The following is a 19,898-nucleotide window of genomic DNA, read 5'->3' as shown; positions in this document are numbered from 1 at the left end:
CGGATGCGCGACGGCGCGTACGTACGGGCCGTCAGCGGCGCCTCCTTCGACCTCGGGGCGGGGGAGTGTCTGGCCCTCGTGGGCGAGAGCGGCTGCGGAAAGTCGGTGCTGGCCTCCGCGCTGCTCGGCCTGCTGCCCGCCAACGCGGAGACGGCGGGTTCGGCGCGCCTCGGTGACCTGGACCTGATGGCGGCCGACGAGGCGACACTCGTACGCACGGTGCGCGGTCGCCGGATCGGGCTGGTGCCGCAGAGTCCGGCCGCACACCTCACTTCGGTCCGTACGGTGCGCTCACAACTGGCCGAGACACTAAGGCAGTTGACGGGTGCGCCGCGTCGCGGCCCGCGGCTGGAGGAAGCCGTCGCGGAAGCCGCCGCGCGGGCCTCCTTCCCCCTCGACCATCTCGACCGCTATCCCCACGAACTCTCCGGCGGCCTCGCGCAGCGCGCCGCGACCGCGCTCGCCCTCGTCGGGGACGCGCCGCTGCTCCTCGCCGACGAGCCGACCACCGGCCTCGACCGCGACCTCGTCGAGCGCACCGTCGACGAACTGCGCCGCCACATCGGCACCGACCGGGCGCTCCTCCTGATCACGCACGACCTCGCGGCGGCGGAACGGATCGCGGACCGGGTGGCGGTGATGTACGCGAGCCGCATCGTCGAACTGTCGGACGCGGAGGCCTTCTTCGGGGCACCCGGCCCCCGCCACCCGTACGCCCGAGGTCTCCTCCAAGCCCTGCCCGACCGCGAGTTCACCCCGATCCCCGGGATGCCGCCGGAACTGAGCGCGCTGGGAGAGGGCTGCGCGTTCGCCGCGCGCTGCACACGCGCCGACGACCGGTGCACGGTGATGCCGGGGCTCACGGACGGCGTGGCCTGCCACCACCCCGTACCGGCCCACCAGGAGGCCACCCGTGCTTGAACTCCACTCCATCACCGCGGGCTACGACCGACGCGCCCCCGTCGTCCGCGACGTGACCCTGACCGTCGGTCCCGGGGACAGCGTCGGACTCCTCGGCCCCAGCGGCTGCGGCAAATCGACCCTCGCCCGCGTCGCCGCGCTGCTGCACGCCCCGGACGCCGGACGCGTGGTCATCGACGGCGAGCCGGCCCGCGGCTGGCGCCACCGCGCGCCACGTGCCCAGCGCACCGCGTTCGGCGTCGTCTTCCAGCAGCCCCGCCTGTCCGCGGACCCGCGCCTGCGCCTGTCCGACCTGATCGCGGAACCACTGCGCGCGAACGGCGCCGACCACACGGTCCGCGTACGGGAGTTGGCCGACACGGTGGGCCTGTCTGCCGGCCTGCTCGCCCGCCGCCCCCACGAGGTCAGCGACGGCCAACTCCAACGCGCCTGCCTCGCCCGCGCCCTCACCCTGCGCCCCCGCTGGCTGATCTGCGACGAGATGACCGCCATGCTCGACGCGTCGACCACGGCCGCGCTGGTGGGCGTGGTGGAGGACTACCGGCGGGAGACCGGGGCGGGACTCCTGTCCGTGGGGCACGACCGGGTGCTCCTGGAGCGGTGGTGCGACCGGACGGTGGAGTGGGGGCAGTTGGCGGGAGCGTAGGCGCGCGCCCGGTCGCACTACGAGAGGGCGACGCGCGCGAGCGCGCCGATCTCCAACGCCGCCCACAGGGCGCCGTCCGGGCCGACGGCGATGCCGTGCGGTTCGGAGTCCGGGGTGGGCAGATCGTGAACGGTGATCGTGCCGTCGGCGGTGATCGTACCGATGCGGTTGGCGCCCCATTCGGTGAACCACGCGGTGCCTTCGCCGTCGACCGTGACGGCGTGCGGGCGGGCCGTGCGGTCGGGCAGCGGGAACTCGGTGATCCGGCCGTCCGCAGTGATCCGGCCGATCTGACCGGCGGCGATCTCGACGAACCACAGCGCACCGTCGGGCCCCGCCGCGATGCCCACCGGAGCCGCCGCCTCCGTCGGCAGGGAATGGAGGGTGATCGCGCCGTCCATGCCGATCCGGCCGATGGCGTTCGCCTGGTTGAGCGTGAACCACATCGCGTCGTCGGCGCCGGCCGCGATCGCCGAGGGGAAGGCGCCGGTGACCGGCAGCGGGAACTCGGTGATGTCACCGTCCACCGTGATACGGCCGATGCGGTCGGCCGCCGTCCCGGTGAACCACAACGCCCCGTCGGGGCCCGGCGCGATCCCGAACGGTCCGCAGCCGGGCGTGGGCACGTCGAACTCGTCGACGGCGCCGTCCACCGTGATCCGCCCGATCCGGTCCGCCCGGTACTCGGTGAACCACAGGGCGCCATCGGGGCCCGGGGTGATGACGGTCGGCCCGCAGTCGGGGGATTTCAGACGGTGGCGCGTCGGATCGGCGCCCGGGACCAGCCGCCCGATCTCGCCGCTGTGGACGAGGGTGAACCAGAGCGCACCGTCGGGTCCGGTGACGAGGGCGTAGGGCCCGGCCGCGCGGTCGGCGACCGGGTGCTCTTCGATGGATACGTGGCGGGACACGTGGGTCAAGGGGACTTCTCCAGACTGCGTTCGGTGACAAGCTCGGATGTTCTGTAGCTGTCATCATGCACGCCCGTGACCAGTGGGTTGTGGTGGCCCCGTGGTGAACCCGGGGTGCCGGTCACGCCAACTCCCGTCCCACCTCTGCCGGTTGATGACCCGCGCCCCGCATACTCACCCTGTCCCACCGGCCCACCACGGGAGGCACACATGGCCCCGACCACCCGCCGCAGAGCCCTCGGCACCTTCGCCGCCGCGCTCGCCGTCGGTGTCACCACACCCCAGCTCGCACACGCCACCGAAGCCAAGCGCGGTCCCGCGCCGCTGCGGCGCGCACACGCCCACAACGACTACGAGCACCCGCGCCCCCTGCTCGACGCGCTCGACCAGCGGTTCAACAGCGTCGAGGCCGACATCTACCTCGTGAACGGCGACCTCCTCGTCGCCCACGACCCCGTCGACCTCGACCCCTCCCGCACCCTGGCCTCCCTCTACCTCGCCCCGCTCGCCGCCCGCGTGAAGGCCAACCACGGCTCGGTGTACCGGGGTTGGCGCACCCCGCTACAACTCCTCGTCGACATCAAGACCGACGGCGCGGCGACGTACCAGGAACTCGACCGCCAACTCCGCCGCTACGGCCGCCTCTTCACCACCTACGACCGCGGGCGCGTGCGGAGCGGAGCCGCCACCGTCGTCGTGTCCGGCGACCGCGCCGCCCGCCCGCCGATGGAAGCGCAGACCAGGCGCAGCGCCTTCTACGACGGCCGCCTCACCGACCTCGGCAGCGCGGCGCCCGCCTCGCTCATCCCGCTCATCAGCGACAACTGGGCGAACAACTTCACGTGGCTGGGGAGCGGTCCCATCCCGGCGGCCGAGCGCGACAAGCTGCGCGGAATCGTCGGCGCCGCCCACGCGCGCGGCCAGCGCGTCCGCTTCTGGGCGACACCCGATGTCGCCGGCCTCGAACGCGAAGCCGTCTGGGCCGAATTGACGGCCGCCGACGTCGACCACCTCAACACCGACGACCTCGTGGGGCTGCGGGCGTTCCTGGAGGCCCACGACAAGGGCCGCGACAAGAGTTCCGGCCGGTGACGCCGGGTTAACACCCGTTCGGGGGACAGGTCACGCCCCGGTCGGCGTCCTCCGCTGCGTCACACTTGCGGCCGATAGCCACGGTGTTGACGTGGCGGAGGAGGTCCGGCGATGTCTCTGTCCATTTCCGTCGTGCTGTTGCTGGCCATCGTCGCGGTGATCTTCCTGCGCAACGGCGCCATGAAGTTCTCGCACGGGCTCGTCTTCTTGCTGCTCGGCTTCCTGCTCGCGGGCACCGACGCGGCGCCGACCATCCACGACGGCATCAATTCCACCGCCGGGCTGGTCAGCAGCCTCAGTCCGTGAGGTCTACCGCGCCGAGAACACCCCGATCCCGTTCGCGACCGCCCGCTCCGGTGGGTCGCTGGGGTGGTTGCGGACCGACACCGAAGGCGCGCCGGGTGCGCGTGCCACGAGCGTCGACGAACCGCCGCCGTCGAGGCTGAACGCGTCGTCCGAGCCCAAGGACCGCATCGTCGCGGCCACTTCGGAGATCGACATGCCGGTGCGGTACGCGGGGGCGCCGTCCAGGGCCAGCAGGATCAGCTCGTGGCCGTCGTCCCCGATCCCCGCCGCCGTGCGCACCGCCGACGTCGTCGCGTCCAGGCCGGGCAGCGGCGCGCCGTCGCGCAGCACGGGATAGCCGCCGATCGCGAAACGGTACGGGATGTGGGAGCGCGCGGCGACGAGCCGGTGGTGGACCGCGACCGGCTCACCCGGCGACAGCTTGCGCAGCCACTGCGCCCCGGCCTCCCTGCCGACGAGGACCGTGGACCCGGCCGCTATGGGCCCGCTGCCGGGAGTGTCGGCCGACGACACGACCCGCCCGCGCCGCACCGTCACCTCGTACGTGTCCGCGCTGCACGGCGCCGCCCGCTGGGTGTCCGTGCCGCAGGTGGCCCGCACCCGCGACACGCTGCCCCAGTCGGACGTGAACGCGCCCACCGAACCGACCGGCAGCGCGTACTGGTTGAGCCCGCCCAGCGGCCTCCGGCCGTCCGGGGTGCGCATCGAACCGTCGAGGTCCAGGGTGTCGAGGCGGGCCCGCCGGTCGACGCCGACGCCGAGGACGTCACGCGTGGAGGTGCCGGGCGGCAGCGCCGGGCCGAAGCGCTGCCCGTTCGGCACGGCCGCCTTGAGCGTGTGCCCTGCGGCGATCGCCGGGCCGACGGAGGCGCCGGTGGCCGCGACGCCCGGATGCTGGCTCTCCGTAATGTTGAAGAAGTCGCCGTTGACCCCGCCGACGGCGCCGGCCGTGTCGGACATCGAGGAGACCGTGGCGCGGGCCCCGACCGCGCCGGGGTGCAGGAGGTCGACCCGCACGCGCGGGTCGGTCAGATCGACGGTGAGGACATGGGCATGTGCCGTTCCCTTGGCGGCGGGGACGTCGAACTCCGTGTACGTGACCCCTGGTGCGACCCGTTCGCCCGAAGCGGCGCCGGCCGGCGCCGCACCCGTCAGGGCGGCACCGGCCAGCATCGACGCGACCCCGAGGGCCGCAAGAACTCTTCTGCCTCGCTTGCCAGATCTCGTCTGCATGCGGGGAGTTCAGCAGACGGAGGGGCCCGCGTCGATGACTAGGTACCGACGAGCCGGGAACGGATCAGGAAACGTACGCCGTCCGGCGCCTCCAGGGAGAAGCCGCTGCCGCGCCCCTCGACGACGTCGACGATGAGCCGTGTATGGCTCCACACCTCGTACTGGCTCTTGGACATCCAGAACGAGACCGGCTCCGCCACCCCCTCCACCACGAGATCGGCGAGCAGCACGTCGGAGGCTCCCGTGCGGAACTCGCCCGCCAGGTAGCACATCGGCGCGCTGCCGTCGCAGCAGCCGCCGGACTGGTGGAACATCAGCGGACCGTGGGCCTCGCTCAGCCGCCGCACCAACTCGGCGGCCGCGGACGTCAGCTCCACGCGGGATACGTCGGTCATGACACCCAGTCAAAGGGGAGTGACGTTGCGACCACGTTGCACGCGGGGCACGGGCCCCGGCATAAGCTCCGCACATGGAACAGAGGGAGATCATTCTGCGGGCCATCGGCGTGCTCACCGAGACGCACGAGATGGTGCGCAGGCTCAGCGACGGCGAGGCACTCGACACCGACCTGACGCAACTGGGGCGGCTCGTGTCGGAAGTGTTCCCGACCATCGAGATCCCGTCGGGGGCCAGCGCGGAGGAGGCGGCCGAACTGGCCATCGCCGCGCTGATGCCGGCGAGCGTGTCGCTCGTGGAGGCGTTCGCGTTCCTCTTCACGCAGCTCGCCAAGGTCCACGACGAGGGCCGCATCGACGTCAACTCCAGCGAGCTGCTGCAGGAGATCGCGCTGCGGATGTCCGATCCGGGGGACGCGGAGGAGGCGGAGGGTGAGGGCCCCTAGGGCCTGTCGTTCGGATCAGGCCCTAGGTCGCTATTTGTTCGGCCCCCGGAAGCGTCCGAACGCCTTGCCGAGCGTGCCGAACGGTGAGGCGTCCTTGGCGTCCGGGGCCTCCGACGGGTGCGCCGCGCTGTCGCCGCGCGGGACCTCGGCGAGCGCGGCGCGCGCCGCTTCGGCCGCCTCGCGGTAGCTGTCCCGGGACCTGGTCATGGCGTCGAGCGCCTCCGCGTACTTCGTGACCATGTCCTGCGCGTGGGTCAACTCCTCGTCGGACGTGAGGAGATGCCAGCCGTCGCGCAGTCGCGTGAGGGCCTGCGCCGCCTCGTCCGTCAGCGGCCGCGGGAACGCGGTGAACTCCCGGATCCGGTCGACCAGTTCGGTCGGCTCGCTGCCGTCGAGGAACACGCTGCGCACGGTGAAACGGTCCGCCACATAGTCAGGATGCGGGGGCGCGGTCGGCAGCACGACACCGCCACCGCGCGGCATCCCCGCCTTGAAGTCCTTGCGAAGCCCGAAGTCCACGACCTGCGCCTGGTCCGGCGTCGCCCGGTGCTCGATCACCCGGTGCTGCAGGCTCGGCGGCAGATGCCGCGTGATGGACCGCTGCCCGGCCGCGTCCGGCGTCATCGCCTCGTGGATGACGACATGCACGTACCAGCTGGAGCGCGAGCAGTCCTTGAGGAGGCGCCGCAGCGCGTCGTCGTCCTTGGGGAGGTGGTTCGGCTCCCGCAGGCGCAGCCCCGCCACCGTGTCGTGGTCCCACGGCACCCGCTCGCTGTCCGGCCAGAACATCGGCGCGGGCGACGGCCAGGCCAGCTCCCAGGCCCGCTCCGCCTCCGCTGCGAGGACCCAGGTGACGCCTTCGGAGTTCCTCGCGCGCGTCTCGGGGTCGTACGTCGTCAGCTGGCCGCGCACGGTGACGTTGTCGGCCACACGCCAGCGCGCCTCGAACACCCGCCGGGCGCCGGGGCCTGGACCGGCCTCCTCCGCGCGCGGGTGCAGCACCGTGGAACGCGCCGCGTCCTCGGGATCGAGGTCGAGGAAGTCGTCGAGCACCCCCGCCGCCTTGAGGGCGATCAGGTTGCGCCGGACATCGCGCTCGGGATCGGGCCCGAGGTGGCGTCCGCGTCCTAGCCACACGGTGTCGGGGACGGGGGTCGGGGTTGAGTTCTTCTTCGCCATGGAGTCGTTCTGTGAGTGATCGGGGCGCGACCAGTATGGGGTCCGTGGGCGCGCGGGGGCCAGGGCAGGGTGGGCCGGTGTCGGGATTGTCGCGCGTACGTGCCCGATTCGCCCCTCGTGTACCCCGGCGTGGCGCGTCCGATCCCGTACCCTCGCCGGATGGCCAGGTACTACGACGTGCACCCAGAAAACCCGCAAGCGCGCCTCATCTCCGCGATCGCCGACGGCATCCGCGACAGCGCGCTCGTGGCCTACCCCACGGACTCTTGCTACGCGCTCGGCTGCCGGCTCGGCAACCGGGCGGGCGTCGACCGGATCCGCCAGATCCGACAGCTCGACGACCGGCACCATTTCACACTGGTCTGCCAGGATTTCTCCCAGTTGGGGAAGTTCGTCCAGATCGACAATGACGTGTTCCGTGCCATCAAGGCGGCCACGCCCGGCAGTTACACCTTCATCCTGCCCGCGACGCGTGAGGTGCCGCGGCAGTTGCAGCACCCGAAGAAGAAGACCGTCGGCGTGCGCATCCCCGACCACGTGGTGACGCAGGCGCTGCTCACCGAGCTCGGCGAGCCGCTGCTGTCCAGCACGCTGCTGCTGCCCGGCCAGGAGGACCCGCTGACGCAGGGCTGGGAGATCAAGGAGGAGCTCGACCACGTGGTGGACGCCGTCGTGGACTCCGGCGACTGCGGCACCGTGCCCACCACGGTCATCGACTTCTCCGGCGGGGAGGCCGAGATCGTACGGCGCGGGGCGGGGGACACCGAGCGCTTCGAGTGACCCCGCTCACGCAGGCGTCGTCGTGCCCAAGTAGCGGATGTGCGGGCGGGCGCCGGGGCGGGTGACCTCGGCGCGCACCCCGTACACGTCGGCGATCAGTTCCTCGGTCAGTACGTCGCCCGGTTCCCCGGCCGCCACCACCCGGCCCTCGCGCAGCACGACGACGCGCGCGCAGTAGGTGGCGGCGAGGTTCAGGTCGTGCAGGGCGACGACGGACGTGATGCCCAGCGCGCCGATCAGGTCGAGTAGTTCGAGCTGGTGCTGGATGTCGAGGTGGTTGGTCGGCTCGTCGAGCAGCAGCTCGCGCGGCTCCTGAGCGAGCGCCCGCGCGATCTGCACCCGCTGGCGCTCGCCGCCGGACAGTGTGTGCCACAGGCGGTGTGCCCGGTCGGCGAGTCCGCTGCGCTCCAGGGCGGAGCGCACGGCCGCCTCGTCGGTCGCCGAAGCGGGCTGCCAGGCGCGACGGTGCGGTACCCGGCCGAGACGTACGACGTCGGCGACGGTCAACTCGACCTGGGCGTCGGACTGTTGCTGCACCATGGCGATGCGCCGCGCGGCCTGCCGGCGGCCCACCGAGGCGAGCGGGTCACCGTCGAGGGTGACGACGCCGCTGTCCGGGGCGAGCACCCCGGACAGCAGACGCAGCAGAGTCGACTTGCCCGAGCCGTTGGGCCCCAGGACACCGGTGACGGTGCCGGGCTCCGGCGCCACGGACACCCCGTCGAGCACCAGCGTGCCACCCGGCGACCACGACACGCGCTCCGCGCGCAGCCCCGCCGTCACCGAACACCCCGCCCGCGGTACAGCACCAGCACGAACGCCGGCACACCGATCAGCGATGTCACCACACCCACCGGAACCTCCTGCGGTTCGAGCACCGTCCGCGCCACCGTGTCCACCCACACCAGGAACACCGCCCCGGCCAGCGCCGTCACCGGCAGCAGCCTGGTGTGCCCCGGACCCACCAGGGCGCGCGCCGCGTGCGGCAGCACCAGGCCGACGAAGCCGATCGCGCCCGCCGCACTGACCAGGGCCGCCGTCAGCAGCGCCGTCACACACAGCAGCACGATCCGGGTGCGGGCCACCCGGACACCGAGCGTGGCCGCCGCCTCCGCGCCGAAGGCGAACGCGTCCAGGGTGCGCCCGTACGCCAGGCACACCACGAGCGTGACGGCGAGCACGGCCAGGCACAGCCACACCTCGGTCCAGCCGACCCCGCTGAGCGAGCCGAGCAGCCAGAACAGCACACCGCGTGTGGTCTCCGCGTCCGCCGAGGTCAGCACGACGAACGAGGTCAGCGCCGAGAACAGCTGCATCGCCGCGACCCCGCACAGCACCACCCGGTCCGTGCTGCCGCCCAGCGTGTGACTGAGCACCAGCACCAGGGCGAAGGAGCAGACGGCGCCGACGAACGCGCCGCCCGACACCGAGACGGCGCCCCCGCCGAGCCCGAGCACGACCACGAGCACGGCCCCGGTCGACGCCCCCGACGAGACACCGAGCACGAACGGGTCGGCGAGCGGATTGCGCAGCAGCGCCTGAAGCACCGTGCCGCACACCGCGAGCCCCGCCCCGCACACCGCCGCGAGCAGCGTCCGCGGCAGCCGCAGATTCCATACGATGCCGTCCCGGATCGGCGAGAGATCCGAGGTCGCGAGGCCCATCCGGTCACCGACCGCGGCCCAGACGTCGCCGACCCGGATCTGCGCGGGACCGAGGGTGATGGCGAAGGCCACGGAGGCGCACAGCACGGCGATGGCGACCGCCCAGGCGAGCGTGGCGCGAACGGAGAACCGGGGCGAGGCCCGCGGCAAGGCCGCCGGTACCGCGTGAGCCGCGACCGTGCGGGCCGTCACCGCGAGAGCCCGAACTCGCGCAGCCCCGCGGCCACCCGCTCCACGCCCTCGACCGTCCGGATGGTCGGGTTCATGGCCTGCCCGCTCAGGCGCACGTACCGCTTCTTCTTCACGGCGGTCATGTGCTTGGTGACGGGGTTGGACTCAAGGAACCTGATCTTCTGCGCGGCCGACTCCGCGGACTGCGAGCGGCGCGTCAGATCGCCGATGACCAGCACATCTGGATCGCGGTCGGCGACGGTCTCCCAGTTGACCTGCGGCCACTCCGCGCGCGTGTCGTCGAAGACATTGCGCGCCCCGAGTTCCTTGGTGATGACGCCGGGGGCGCCGCAACAGCCCGCCATGTAGGGCGAGTCGGAGTTGGCGAACCAGTACAGGACGTCCACGCCATGCGCGTCGACCCCCGAAGTAGCCGTGCGCACCCGGGACTTGAGCCTGTCGATCAGCTTCTCGCCGCGCTCCTCCACGTCGAAGACGCGCGCCAGATCGCGGATCTCGCCGTACACGACGTCGAGCCCCAGGGTCTTGGTCCGCACGCCGTCCCCGTCGCCGTTGTCCTTGCCCGTGCAGTCGCTGGGGGAGAGGTACGTGGGCACGCCGAGCTTCTCGAACTCCGCGCGCGGCGCCACACCGCCCTTGCCGAGGGTGTACGTGAAGGAGGCGGCGGCGAAATCCGGTTCGGTGCCGAGGACCTTCTCGAACGACGGGTAGCGGTCGGCCAGGCGCGGCACCTTCGCGTTGGCCTTCGCCAGCTCCTCGGGGACCGGGTCGGTCCAGGTGCCGGTGCCGGCCATCCGGTCCTCCAGGCCGAGCGAGAGCATGATCTCGGCGGAGCCCTGGTCGAGGGCGACGGCCCGGCGTGGGGTGTGCTCGACCCGCACCTTCTTGCCGCAGTTGTCGAGCGTGACACCGCCGCCACCGGCGGCACCGTCCTCGGTGGCGGCGGTCGTGCCGCACCCGGTGAGCAGTAGGGTGAGCGCCAACAGCGGTGCGCATCGGCGGAGTTGACGTGCGAACAGCACGGAAGTTCCTTCGCGTCCAGGGCTCATACGCGGAGCCGGCCTACGGTCCGCCCCCACGCCACGCGGCACTGGAGGCCGCCAGCAGGTCTTCGGACTCGGGGTCGTCCGCGCGGAGCGCCTTCCCAGACCGATGTGCCGGCCCAGTGGCAGTGGCTCCGCCCGTCACCCTCACCGCTGCGCGTCAGTTCCGGGTTCACACCGGATTCCCTGACCCGTGTGCGTAGAAAAACACACAAAGGTACGACTGGCTCAGCGAAGCTATCACGCGGGTGTGAAGACCGCTTCCAGTTGGGGGCGCGTTCCGTCCCGGTGGTGGTCCATGAGGGAGACGAGCCGTTCGTGGTCCCGCACGCGGAGCGCCTCGACCATCTCCGCGTGCTCGTCGACGATCCGCTTCTGCGACGTCGGGTCGTGCAGGAGGTAGGCCCGGTAGCCGTCGCTCAGCTGCCAGACGCGGCGCAGCTCGGCGACGACGAGGTCCAGGCCCGACGCGGTGAACATGCGGAAGTGGAAGTCCGAGTTGAGGCGGGCCATGGCGGTGAGGTCGCCGCGGGCCGACGCCTCCGCGATCCGCTCGTTCACGGCGGAGAGTCGCTCCAGGGCGGAGGCCGAGAAGGGCGGCAGTCGACGCAGTACCTCTGCCTCCAGGACCCGCCGCATCAAATAGGTCTGCTCGAACTCGGCTGCGGTCAGTACCTTCACGCGGTATCCGACGTTGCGGACGTGATCGAGGACGCCTTCGCTGGCCAGCACCCGCAGCGCCTCGCGGACCGGTGCCCGGCTCACCCCGAGTCGCGCGGCCAGCGCCTCCTGCCGTACCGGGCTGCCCGGCGTCAGATCGCGCGCGAACAGCATCGCCCGCAACTCCTCCACCACCTGGGCCACCGCACCGGACACCGCGTCCAGACGTTCCGCCCCCGCCTGAGCCGTCACTGTTGCCTGCCTTCCCTCCGAGGGTTGTCGACTCTAACTCCCCTGTGCCGACTGGGGCATTGACATGATGCCGCACCGTGAGTCAGATTGCATCCAATCTTGCTCGGATGGATGTCCCGTTCAGTGGTGAACGCCCCGAAATGAAACCTGTTGATGGCTTCAATGCACGCCATCAGCGGCCGATTTCAGAGGAGGACTCGGCGATGGCGCCGAAGGAACCGGCAGAATCGGTAGACAATTCCGAAGCCGCAGTGGCGGCGGAGAGCGGCGGTGGATCTCCCGCGGGCCGGCCGCTCGACGGCGTCCGCGTCGTCGACATCACCTCGACACTGATGGGCCCGTACTGCACCCTGCTGCTCGCCCAGTGGGGCGCGGACGTCATCAAGATCGAGCCGCCCGCAGGCGACGTCGTCCGCTACATCGGCGACACCCGGGGCAATGGCATGGGCCCCGCCTTCCTCAACACCAACCGCGGAAAGCGCAGCGCCGCCCTCGACCTCAAGGCGCCCGGCGCGGCGCCCGTCCTCGCCGCCCTCGTGGACTCGGCCGACGTGCTCGTGCACAACCTCCGCCCCGCGGCCGCCCGCCGCCTCGGGCTCACGGCCGAGTCCGCCCTGGCCCGCAACCCGCGCCTCGTCCACTGCGCGTTCCGCGGCTTCGCCGCCGGCGGCCCCGACTCCGACCGGCCGGCCTACGACGACGTCATCCAGGCCGCCGGAGGCGTCGCCGCACTCCAGGGCGGCGACGGCGGCGCGGAGTACGTGCGGCAGGCCGCGGCCGACAAGACGGTCGGCGTGTACGGGGCCGCGGCCGTGCTCGCCGCGCTGCACGGGCGTCAGATCACCGGCCGGGGCCGCGCCGTCGAGGTCCCGATGCTGGAGACCATGGCCTCGTTCACCCTCCTCGAACAGCAGGGCGGCCGCGTCTTCGACCCGCCCACGGGCCCCACCGGCTACGCCCGCACCAGCTCCCCGCACCGACGCCCGTGCCGCACCAAGGACGGCCACCTCGCCGTCATGATCTACACCGACGCCCAGTGGCGCGCCTTCTTCACCGCGATCGGCCGCCCCGCGCTCGCCGACGACCCGCGCTTTCGCACCATCACGGAGCGCACCGAGCACATCGACACCCTCTACTCGATGGTCAACGCCGAGCTGTTGCTGCGCACCACGGCCGAGTGGCAGGCCGAGTTCGACGCCCGCGACATACCCGCGACCCGCGTCAACACACTCGACGATCTCTTCACCGACCCGCACCTGAGCGCCACCGGCTTCTTCGAGCGCACCGAACACCCCACCGAGGGGCCGCTGTTGCTCGGCCGGCCACCGGTCCGGATGACCGAACCCGCCGCCGGCGCGTCCCCGCGCGAGGACGAGGGCCCGCTGCGCCCCGCCCCGCACCTGGGCGAGCACACCCGCGAGGTCCTCGCCGAGCTCGGCCTGCCCGGCACGGAGGCCGCCGCCCTCTTCGACACCGGAGTGGCGCGCGAGCCGACCGCCGCGACCGCCGCCTGAGAACAGCCACCCGACGGAAGGATCCGCCATGTCCGCGGACGAAGACCTCCTGTACTCCACCCGCGACCACATCGCCACCATCACCCTCAACCGCCCGCACCGGAAGAACGCGTTCACCCTCGACATGGCCGACGCCTGGGCCGAGGCCCTGCGCCGCGCCGACGCCGACCCCGAGGTGCGCGTCATCGTCGTCACCGGCGCAGGCGACGCCTTCTGCTCCGGTGTCGACCTCGCCGACTTCAAGGGCGAGCAGCGCACCCCGATCCAGGAGAAGAGGCTGCTCACCGAGCGGGTGCACCAGGTCGCACGGGCGCTTGAGGACCTGGACAAGCCGGTCCTCGCGGCCGTCACCGGGCCCGCCGTCGGTGCGGGCATGGACATGGCCCTGCTGTGCGATCTGCGCTTCGCCGGCCGCTCCGCCCGCTTCTGCGAGGGCTACATCAAGGTCGGCCTGGTCCCCGGTGACGGCGGCTGCTGGCTGCTGCCCCGCGTCGTCGGCCAGGCGGCAGCGCTGCGCCTGCTGTGGACCGGCGACTTCGTCGACGCGGCCGAGGCCAAGCGGCTCGGCATCGTCGAGGACGTCTTCGACGACGCGGACCTCCTCGACGAGGTGTACGCGTTCGCCGCCCGCCTCGTGGCCCGCCCGCCCGCGGCCCTCGCCATCATCAAGCGCGCCGTGCGCCAGGGCGCCCACCACGACCTGCGCACCGCGCTCGACCTGATCTCCTCCCACATGGCCGTGGTGACATCGATGGACGACTCCCGCGAGGCCTACGACGCGTTCCGCGAGAAGCGCACCGGTACGTACACGGGCTCCTGACGGCCGCCCACGCCCCTCCCCACCACCGGACCTTCAGCTTCAGGAGGCACCTCCCGTATGTCCCCGACCGACACCGCTCGGGCCGCCGCCCGCGCCCTGGCCGCCGAGTGGCGGGAGGCCGGCCGCTACACACCCCGCAGCGACGCCTGGCTCCGCTCCTTCGACCGCGACTTCAGCCGCGAACTGGCCGGCCGCGGGATGACCGCCATGACCTGGCCGCAGGAGTACGGCGGCCACGCCCTGCGCAACGTCGACCGGCTCGCCGTCACCGAGGAACTGCTGCGCGCGGGCGCCCCCGTCGCCGCGCACTGGATCGGGGACCGGCAGATCGGACCCGCCATCCTGCGGCACGGCAGCACCGCGCTCAAGGAGGAGATCCTGCCGCGGATCGCCGCCACCGACGCCGTCTTCTGCCTCGGCATGAGCGAACCCGAGGCCGGCTCCGACCTGGCCTCGGTCCGCACCACCGCACGCCGCGTCGCGGGCGGCTGGCGGCTCAGCGGCCACAAGATCTGGACCAGCCACGCCCACCACGCCACCCACGCCTACGTACTGGCCCGCACCACCGCGCGGGAGGACGTCGAACGCAAGCACCAGGGGCTGAGCGAGTTCGTCGTCGACATGGACGCCGACGGGGTGAGCACGGGCGCCATCCCCGACCTGGCGGGCGAACACCACTTCAACGAGGTGCGGTTCGAGGACGTGTTCGTCCCGGAAGGCCGCCTCATCGGCACCGAGGGGGAGGGCTGGCGCCAGGTCGTCGGGCAGCTCTCCTTCGAACGCGGCGGCGCCGAACGCGTTCTGTCCAGCTATCCCCTTCTCGTCGCCCTGCTCGCCGAGGCCACCCGCGACGGGCAATCCGGGGCGGCCGTCCCGGACATTATCGCGGCCTCGGTCGGCTCCCTCACCGCCCGGCTCACCGTGCTGCGCCGCCTCTGCTGGGACGTGGCCTCCGCCATGGACCGCGGGGAGACCCCGGTCCGAGAGGCCGCCGCCCTGAAGTACCTGGGCAACGCCTTCGAGAACGACGTCGTCGAGGCGTTCCGCGAGGCATCCGGGGGCCTGCCGCCCACCGCCGACAGTCACTTCGGCCAGGCGCTGCTCGCCGCCCCGGCGTTCGGCCTGCGCGGCGGCGCCTCCGACGTCCTGCTGTCCCTGATCGCCCGCGAGGAGACCCGCGCATGACCACCCCCAGCCAGGCCCGGCGCCGCGAGCCCACCATCACCAGCGAGTACGCCGACGAACTCCGCGAGGTCGTACGCGGACTCGCGGCGGACGCGGCCGCCACGGAAGACGCGTCAGGGTTCGCGCTGTGGGAGCGACTCGCCGAACTGGGCATGACACGCCTGGACGTTCCCGAGTCGGCAGGCGGGTCGGGCGGCACCTTCGACGACCTCCTCGCCCTGACCCACGCGCTCGCCCGGCACACCGTCACCACCCCGGTCGCCGAGTCCGCCACATCCGACTGGTGCCTGGCTTCCGGCGCCCCCCTCCCCACGGGGGCGACCACACTCGCCCTCCTCCCCGCAGACATCACGGAGCCGGCCGCCGACGGCACACTCACCGCCCAACTGCCCGCCGTCCCCTGGGCGTCCGGAGCGCACACCCTGCTGCTGGTCCCGGCGGCCGAGATCGTAGGAACATCCGCAGCGGGCCCGTGGACCGTCGACCTCACGGGCCCCGGCGTCACCCGCCACCCGCCCCGACCCGCCCTGTGCGGCACCCCCTACGAAGCCATCGACCTCACCGCCGCACCGGTGAACACGCTGCCGCCCGGCGCACCGTCCCCCGCACACATCCGCGCCCGCCTCGCCGTACTCCGCTCGGCCGCCCTGCTCGGCGCGGCCGAGGGCGCCTACGAGCTGACCGCGGGGCACGTGACCCGGCGCCAGCAGTTCGGCGCACCGCTCCTGAAGATCCCGGCCGTCGCCGCCCACCTCGCCACCATGCGCGTCCACCTCTTGCAGGCCGAAGCCGCGTTGAACCACGCCCGCGACATCCACCGCGCGGACGCGAGCGCTCAAAAGGATGCCCACCAGCTGACCGCCGCAGCCGCCACCGCCCGGATCACCGCCGCGTCCACCGCCACCGAAGTGGCCCACAGAGCCCACCAGTTGCACGGCGCGCTCGGCATCACCGCCGAGTACCCGCTGCACCGCTACACGCGCCGCCTCTGGGCCTGGCGCGACACCCCCGTCCCGCAGCAGGCCGAGGCCGTCGCGCTGGGCCGGCTGGCCATCGCGGCCGGCGAACCCGCCCTCTGGGACGTCCTCACCGCCCCCGCCGCCACCTTCCCCAGCGAGGTTCGACGATGAGTCGCCCGGTCAACCCAAGAGCGGAATCCGGCACGGCCGCGCAGAAGCGCGGTTACGTCCGGAACATCATGGTCGGCTCGATCGGCAACATGATCGAGTGGTTCGACTGGTTCGTCTACGCCACCTTCGCCGTCTACTTCTCCGGCCGCTTCTTCCCCGCGGACGACCCCACCGCCTCCCTGCTGAACTCCGCGGCCGTCTTCGCCGTCGGCTTCCTCGCCCGGCCCGTCGGCGGCTGGCTGCTCGGCAGACTCGCGGACCGCAAGGGCCGCAAGACCGGCCTCACCGTCACCGTCGGCCTGATGTCGGTGAGCGCCCTGATGATCGCCGTCGCCCCCGACCACGCGACGGCCGGCTACACCGGCGCCGTCGTCCTCGTCGTGGCCCGCCTGCTGCAAGGCCTCAGCGTCGGCGGCGAGTACGCGGCCAGCGCCTCGTACCTCACCGAGGTCTCGGCGGGGCACCGGCGCGGCCTCGGCGGCAGCTTCCAGTACGTCTCCGTGACGCTCGGCCAGCTGGCGGGCCTCGTGATCCTGATCGTGCTCCAAACCCTGCTCAGCGAGGACCAGTTGACGCAGTGGGGCTGGCGCATCCCCTTCGTGATCGGCGCGCTCGGCGCCGTCGCCGTCTTCTATCTGCGCCGCGGCATGCACGAGACCGAGGCGTACGTCAAGGCGGAGGCCGGGGACGTACAGGAACGGCGCGGCACCCTGCGCGAGGTGTGGCGGCAGCGGCGCGCCGCCGTGCTGGTGTTCGCCCTGACGCTCGGCGGCTCGGTCGCCTACTACACGTACACGACGTACCTCAACAGCTACCTGGTCAACAGCGTCGGCCTGCCCAAGGAGCAGGCGTCCTGGGTGAGTTTCGCGGCGCTCTGCGTCTTCCTGGTGCTGCTGCCGCTGGGCGGATACATCTCGGACCGGGTCGGCCGACGCCCGGTGCTGATCTTCTTCGGCGTCGGCACGACCCTCGGTACGTACCCGATCCTCAGCGGCATGAAGGCGTGGCCGACCTGGGGCGCCGCCCTCGCGCTCTCGATCCTGGCGCTGACGATCGTCGCCGGATACTCGTCCGTGAACGCGGTGGTGAAGGCGGAACTGTTCACCACCGAGGTACGCACCGTGGGCGTCGCCGTCCCCTACAACCTCGCCCAGGCCATCTTCGGCGGCACCGCCTCCTACGTCGCCCTGGCCTTCGCCGACGCGGGCCACGAGAACTGGTTCTTCCTCTATGTCTCCGGCTGCGCCCTCATCTCGCTGATCACCTACGCGCTGATGCCCGAGACCTCGAAGACGTCGCTGGTCGAGGAGCCGGAATCGGTACCGGAGCCGGTCAGCGGCCCTCGTTGAGCGCGTCGACCGCCCCCTGCGCGTCCCCGATCGTCGCGTAGTCCACGGCGACGAAGTTCACCGGCCTGCCGCGCTCGCGTTCGCAGCGGTGCGCCCGGTCCAGGACGTAGCGGCGGGCGTTGACCTCGCCCGCGTCGATGCGGCTGCCGCCGTTGTCGGTGATGAAGTGGTTGAGGAGGAACAGCCGTTTGTCGTCGCCGCCGCGGTGGGGGACGCAGCTCATCTGGTCCGGGGAGCGGAAGGCGAACGGCGTCTCCATGCCGTAGCGGTAGAAGTTGCGGTACCAGGAGCCGGGGGTGTCCGCCTGCTCGGCGAGGACCACTAGGCGCCGGCCGCTGTCGATCATCTCGCCGAGCGTCGGCCACGGCTTCGCCGGATCGGCGTGCGGCCGGTGCAGCAGCTTCTCCAACCCGGCCTGGCGGAAGGCCTTTCGGGTGTCCTCGGCGGAGATCGCGTCCTGGATGATCAAGGTGACCACTTCGTTGGGGTGGTCGTTCATCCAGTCGCCGATCTCGCGCAACGTCGGCACCAGGGAGATCGCCCCGGCCCGGCACACCGAATGGCACAGCCACAGCCCCTTGCGCGGCGGATTGACCCGGTTGACCGCGGACCGCACCAGCGCCTGCTGCTCCGCCGTGAAGTCGGAGCCGTCCAGACGCCCGGCGATCTCGTCGGGCGTCTCCCAGCGGTAGGTGTCCAGTTGCAGGGCGCGCGCCCCGTGGTCCAACTGCGTGCTGATACGCGGGTCCTGGAGCGGCCCGATGAAGTGGTCGGCGGTCGTCGACATCGCGTTGTGCGCGGTGAGATACGCGACCTCGTCGTAGGGGCGGTCGCACAGCTCGGTGCTGCCCTCGCACTCTCGGGCGGCTGCCGGGGAGGCGGCCAGCGGCATCAGGACCATGCCTGTGACCGCCACGCACGCCGCCCCGAAACCCAGGCCGACCGCCCGCCGCGGAGTATCGAGGCGGTCGCGGGCCGCCTGCGGAAGCCGGCCGGCGAGTCCGGTCCTCATGAGCAGGCCGACACCGGTGAGCAGCGCCCCCGCCAGTACGGGGACGAGCGCGGCCCACAGCGCGGTAACGGTGAAGTGGCCGACGGCGGCGCGCTGCACGTCGTCGACGAGGCGGGTCAGGCTCGGCGGCCACGAGTCGGGAGGCGCGACGAGCCGCCCGTCGGTGACCAGACGCGTCACCCAGGCGGCCAGCGCGGTGAGCACCCCGCCCGCAGCGAGCGGAATCCCGAGCAGGACCAGCCGGCGCCCCGTCTGCTGCGGACCGAGCAGCCACAGCGCCGTGAGGGACAGCAACAGCAGCACCGCCGCGACGACTTCGAGCACCCCGAGCCCCACCGCCGTGTAGGGGCGCACCTCCCGCAGCCCCGACAGGTCGTTGCCGGATGCCTTGAGGGTGTCGGTCAGGTCCCAGCGTCCGCCGTCGACGAGCGTGCGGAGCTGGGCCGCCGCGCCCTGGACGCGGTCCGTGACGGTGACCGGGGCGACGGCGGCGAGCGCGGTGCCGACGTCCCCGTCCGCGAGCGCCGTCTCGACCTCCGGGCGCAGGCCCGCGCGCTCCCCGGCCGGTACGAGGGCGAGCAGCGTGTCGGCGACGCGGCTCGCCTGGTCCTCCGTCAGCGGCAGTTGCGGCAGGCCCTCGGGCGCACGCCCCGCGGCCAGTTCGCGCGCCTCGTCGGCGAGCGTCTCCCGGAACCGGTCGAAGTCGGGCTCCGAGCGGTTCTGGACGCCCGCGACGAGATCGCCGAAGTAGGTGTGCGCCAGGTCGCCGAGGTTGGCGAGGACCGGGCGCAGATCGACGACCAGGCGCAGGTCCTCAACGTCACCGTTCAGATAGCCGACCAGCGCGTCGACCTGTTGCCGGGTCAGGTCGCGCAGCGTGTCGGGCGGCAGGACCAGCTTGAGGTTGGAGGTGATCTGCGCCTCCGGCACCGCGAGCCGGGCCAGCAGGTCGCGGGTGACCGGGGAGGCCTCCGGATCCACCAGGACCTCGTTGTAGAGCCGGTCGTAGGCGCGCTGTTCGTCGAGGACGGCGGCGTGGAAGCCGGGGTCGAGCAGCGTGCCGCGGACGGTGGCCGTGACGCACACGGTCAGCGTGGCGACGGCGGCCACCACGAGGGCCACCGCGCGGAGCAGCGTATGGAGCGTGACCTTCTCCATGCCCTTGACG

Annotated in this window: 20 protein-coding genes and 1 riboswitch; of the genes, 11 read left to right on the top strand and 9 right to left on the bottom strand. The window is 72.3% G+C overall.

The annotated features are described in order from the left end of the window. Positions 1–3 precede the first annotated feature (3 nt). Complete coding sequence (locus tag ACFYWS_RS17675; protein WP_389277370.1) at positions 4–921, top strand: ABC transporter ATP-binding protein; 918 nt, start codon at positions 4–6, stop codon at positions 919–921. Beyond that, a complete protein-coding gene (locus ACFYWS_RS17670; RefSeq protein ID WP_389276691.1) occupies positions 914–1,567 on the top strand; it encodes an ABC transporter ATP-binding protein in 654 nt (217 codons plus the stop codon). Before ACFYWS_RS17675 ends, ACFYWS_RS17670 begins: the two co-directional genes overlap by 8 nt. 17 nt (positions 1,568–1,584) lie before the next feature. Here the strand turns inward: ACFYWS_RS17670 and ACFYWS_RS17665 are convergent, their stop codons facing one another. Next, positions 1,585–2,478 carry a virginiamycin B lyase gene (locus tag ACFYWS_RS17665; RefSeq protein ID WP_389276688.1) on the bottom strand — a complete coding sequence of 298 codons (894 nt, stop codon included), beginning with the start codon at positions 2,476–2,478 and terminating at the stop codon, positions 1,585–1,587. Positions 2,479–2,688: 210 nt separating this feature from the next. Here ACFYWS_RS17665 and ACFYWS_RS17660 point away from each other — a divergent pair, with 210 nt between their 5' ends. Beyond that, positions 2,689–3,570 (top strand): phosphatidylinositol-specific phospholipase C/glycerophosphodiester phosphodiesterase family protein, encoded by an 882-nt coding sequence (locus ACFYWS_RS17660; RefSeq protein ID WP_389276685.1) that lies wholly within the window; start codon positions 2,689–2,691, stop codon positions 3,568–3,570. Positions 3,571–3,681: 111 nt separating this feature from the next. Then, positions 3,682–3,876 (top strand): hypothetical protein, encoded by a 195-nt coding sequence (locus tag ACFYWS_RS17655; RefSeq protein ID WP_389276682.1) that lies wholly within the window; start codon positions 3,682–3,684, stop codon positions 3,874–3,876. A gap of 3 nt (positions 3,877–3,879) precedes the next feature. Here ACFYWS_RS17655 and ACFYWS_RS17650 read toward each other — a convergent pair whose 3' ends face one another. Then, a complete protein-coding gene (locus tag ACFYWS_RS17650; protein WP_389276679.1) occupies positions 3,880–5,109 on the bottom strand; it encodes a phosphodiester glycosidase family protein in 1,230 nt (409 codons plus the stop codon). A 38-nt stretch (positions 5,110–5,147) separates the two neighbouring features. After that, the gene (locus ACFYWS_RS17645) at positions 5,148–5,504 is read right to left on the bottom strand and encodes a DUF779 domain-containing protein (protein ID WP_389276676.1); all 357 of its coding nucleotides are present in this window, start codon (positions 5,502–5,504) and stop codon (positions 5,148–5,150) included. Positions 5,505–5,578: 74 nt separating this feature from the next. Between ACFYWS_RS17645 and ACFYWS_RS17640 the strand changes: the two genes are divergently transcribed. Next, a complete protein-coding gene (locus ACFYWS_RS17640; RefSeq protein WP_389276673.1) occupies positions 5,579–5,950 on the top strand; it encodes a hypothetical protein in 372 nt (123 codons plus the stop codon). 30 nt (positions 5,951–5,980) lie between these two features. Here the strand turns inward: ACFYWS_RS17640 and ACFYWS_RS17635 are convergent, their stop codons facing one another. Further along, on the bottom strand, positions 5,981–7,129 hold the full coding sequence (locus ACFYWS_RS17635; RefSeq protein WP_389276670.1) for a hypothetical protein: 1,149 nt from the start codon (positions 7,127–7,129) through the stop codon (positions 5,981–5,983). A 159-nt stretch (positions 7,130–7,288) separates the two neighbouring features. Between ACFYWS_RS17635 and ACFYWS_RS17630 the strand changes: the two genes are divergently transcribed. Continuing rightward, on the top strand, positions 7,289–7,909 hold the full coding sequence (locus ACFYWS_RS17630) for an L-threonylcarbamoyladenylate synthase (protein ID WP_389276667.1): 621 nt from the start codon (positions 7,289–7,291) through the stop codon (positions 7,907–7,909). 6 nt (positions 7,910–7,915) lie between these two features. Here the strand turns inward: ACFYWS_RS17630 and ACFYWS_RS17625 are convergent, their stop codons facing one another. The 4 genes from ACFYWS_RS17625 to ACFYWS_RS17610 form a co-directional block, all read right to left on the bottom strand. Continuing rightward, complete coding sequence (locus tag ACFYWS_RS17625; RefSeq protein WP_389276664.1) at positions 7,916–8,692, bottom strand: ABC transporter ATP-binding protein; 777 nt, start codon at positions 8,690–8,692, stop codon at positions 7,916–7,918. Continuing rightward, positions 8,689–9,765 (bottom strand): FecCD family ABC transporter permease, encoded by a 1,077-nt coding sequence (locus ACFYWS_RS17620; RefSeq protein WP_389276661.1) that lies wholly within the window; start codon positions 9,763–9,765, stop codon positions 8,689–8,691. Before ACFYWS_RS17620 ends, ACFYWS_RS17625 begins: the two co-directional genes overlap by 4 nt. Next, positions 9,762–10,814, bottom strand: coding sequence for an ABC transporter substrate-binding protein (locus ACFYWS_RS17615; RefSeq protein WP_389276658.1), 1,053 nt, complete (start codon positions 10,812–10,814; stop codon positions 9,762–9,764). Before ACFYWS_RS17615 ends, ACFYWS_RS17620 begins: the two co-directional genes overlap by 4 nt. A gap of 35 nt (positions 10,815–10,849) precedes the next feature. Further along, a riboswitch (cobalamin riboswitch) is annotated at positions 10,850–11,040 on the bottom strand. Positions 11,041–11,048: 8 nt separating this feature from the next. Beyond that, positions 11,049–11,720 carry a GntR family transcriptional regulator gene (locus tag ACFYWS_RS17610; protein WP_389276656.1) on the bottom strand — a complete coding sequence of 224 codons (672 nt, stop codon included), beginning with the start codon at positions 11,718–11,720 and terminating at the stop codon, positions 11,049–11,051. A gap of 251 nt (positions 11,721–11,971) precedes the next feature. Here ACFYWS_RS17610 and ACFYWS_RS17605 point away from each other — a divergent pair, with 251 nt between their 5' ends. From ACFYWS_RS17605 to ACFYWS_RS17585, 5 genes are read left to right on the top strand one after another with little or no spacing between them, the layout of a single operon-like run. Next, positions 11,972–13,234, top strand: a complete 1,263-nt coding sequence (locus ACFYWS_RS17605; RefSeq protein ID WP_389276653.1) for a CaiB/BaiF CoA transferase family protein — start codon at positions 11,972–11,974, stop codon at positions 13,232–13,234. A gap of 28 nt (positions 13,235–13,262) precedes the next feature. Continuing rightward, complete coding sequence (locus ACFYWS_RS17600; RefSeq protein ID WP_389276650.1) at positions 13,263–14,054, top strand: enoyl-CoA hydratase/isomerase family protein; 792 nt, start codon at positions 13,263–13,265, stop codon at positions 14,052–14,054. A 57-nt stretch (positions 14,055–14,111) separates the two neighbouring features. Beyond that, complete coding sequence (locus ACFYWS_RS17595; RefSeq protein WP_389276647.1) at positions 14,112–15,239, top strand: acyl-CoA dehydrogenase family protein; 1,128 nt, start codon at positions 14,112–14,114, stop codon at positions 15,237–15,239. Continuing rightward, complete coding sequence (locus ACFYWS_RS17590) at positions 15,236–16,369, top strand: acyl-CoA dehydrogenase family protein (RefSeq protein WP_389276644.1); 1,134 nt, start codon at positions 15,236–15,238, stop codon at positions 16,367–16,369. Before ACFYWS_RS17595 ends, ACFYWS_RS17590 begins: the two co-directional genes overlap by 4 nt. Continuing rightward, positions 16,366–17,718: an MFS transporter gene (locus ACFYWS_RS17585; RefSeq protein ID WP_389276641.1), complete on the top strand. Its 1,353-nt coding sequence runs from the start codon at positions 16,366–16,368 to the stop codon at positions 17,716–17,718. The genes ACFYWS_RS17590 and ACFYWS_RS17585 overlap by 4 nt, the downstream gene beginning before the upstream one ends. On the opposite strand, the gene ACFYWS_RS17580 is transcribed toward ACFYWS_RS17585, so the two are convergent. After that, on the bottom strand, positions 17,702–19,888 hold the full coding sequence (locus tag ACFYWS_RS17580; protein WP_389276638.1) for a hypothetical protein: 2,187 nt from the start codon (positions 19,886–19,888) through the stop codon (positions 17,702–17,704). The genes ACFYWS_RS17585 and ACFYWS_RS17580 overlap by 17 nt on opposite strands. Between the last annotated feature and the right edge of the window lie 10 nt (positions 19,889–19,898).

The organism is Streptomyces sp. NPDC002795 (assembly GCF_042888725.1).
GTDB lineage: Bacteria > Actinomycetota > Actinomycetes > Streptomycetales > Streptomycetaceae > Streptomyces.
This window is presented reverse-complemented; position numbering and strand designations above follow the sequence as displayed.

What these genes read in the sequence shown, in the direction of transcription:
- ACFYWS_RS17675 (WP_389277370.1), top strand. Translation starts at nt 4, where the DNA reads ATGCGCGACGGCGCGTACGTACGGGCCGTCAGCGGCGCCTCCTTCGAC.
- ACFYWS_RS17660 (WP_389276685.1), top strand. Translation starts at nt 2,689, where the DNA reads ATGGCCCCGACCACCCGCCGCAGAGCCCTCGGCACCTTCGCCGCCGCG.
- ACFYWS_RS17655 (WP_389276682.1), top strand. Translation starts at nt 3,682, where the DNA reads ATGTCTCTGTCCATTTCCGTCGTGCTGTTGCTGGCCATCGTCGCGGTG.
- ACFYWS_RS17650 (WP_389276679.1), bottom strand. Translation starts at nt 5,109, where the DNA reads ATGCAGACGAGATCTGGCAAGCGAGGCAGAAGAGTTCTTGCGGCCCTC.
- ACFYWS_RS17645 (WP_389276676.1), bottom strand. Translation starts at nt 5,504, where the DNA reads ATGACCGACGTATCCCGCGTGGAGCTGACGTCCGCGGCCGCCGAGTTG.
- ACFYWS_RS17640 (WP_389276673.1), top strand. Translation starts at nt 5,579, where the DNA reads ATGGAACAGAGGGAGATCATTCTGCGGGCCATCGGCGTGCTCACCGAG.
- ACFYWS_RS17635 (WP_389276670.1), bottom strand. Translation starts at nt 7,129, where the DNA reads ATGGCGAAGAAGAACTCAACCCCGACCCCCGTCCCCGACACCGTGTGG.
- ACFYWS_RS17630 (WP_389276667.1), top strand. Translation starts at nt 7,289, where the DNA reads ATGGCCAGGTACTACGACGTGCACCCAGAAAACCCGCAAGCGCGCCTC.
- ACFYWS_RS17615 (WP_389276658.1), bottom strand. Translation starts at nt 10,814, where the DNA reads ATGAGCCCTGGACGCGAAGGAACTTCCGTGCTGTTCGCACGTCAACTC.
- ACFYWS_RS17600 (WP_389276650.1), top strand. Translation starts at nt 13,263, where the DNA reads ATGTCCGCGGACGAAGACCTCCTGTACTCCACCCGCGACCACATCGCC.
- ACFYWS_RS17595 (WP_389276647.1), top strand. Translation starts at nt 14,112, where the DNA reads ATGTCCCCGACCGACACCGCTCGGGCCGCCGCCCGCGCCCTGGCCGCC.
- ACFYWS_RS17590 (WP_389276644.1), top strand. Translation starts at nt 15,236, where the DNA reads ATGACCACCCCCAGCCAGGCCCGGCGCCGCGAGCCCACCATCACCAGC.
- ACFYWS_RS17585 (WP_389276641.1), top strand. Translation starts at nt 16,366, where the DNA reads ATGAGTCGCCCGGTCAACCCAAGAGCGGAATCCGGCACGGCCGCGCAG.
- ACFYWS_RS17580 (WP_389276638.1), bottom strand. Translation starts at nt 19,888, where the DNA reads ATGGAGAAGGTCACGCTCCATACGCTGCTCCGCGCGGTGGCCCTCGTG.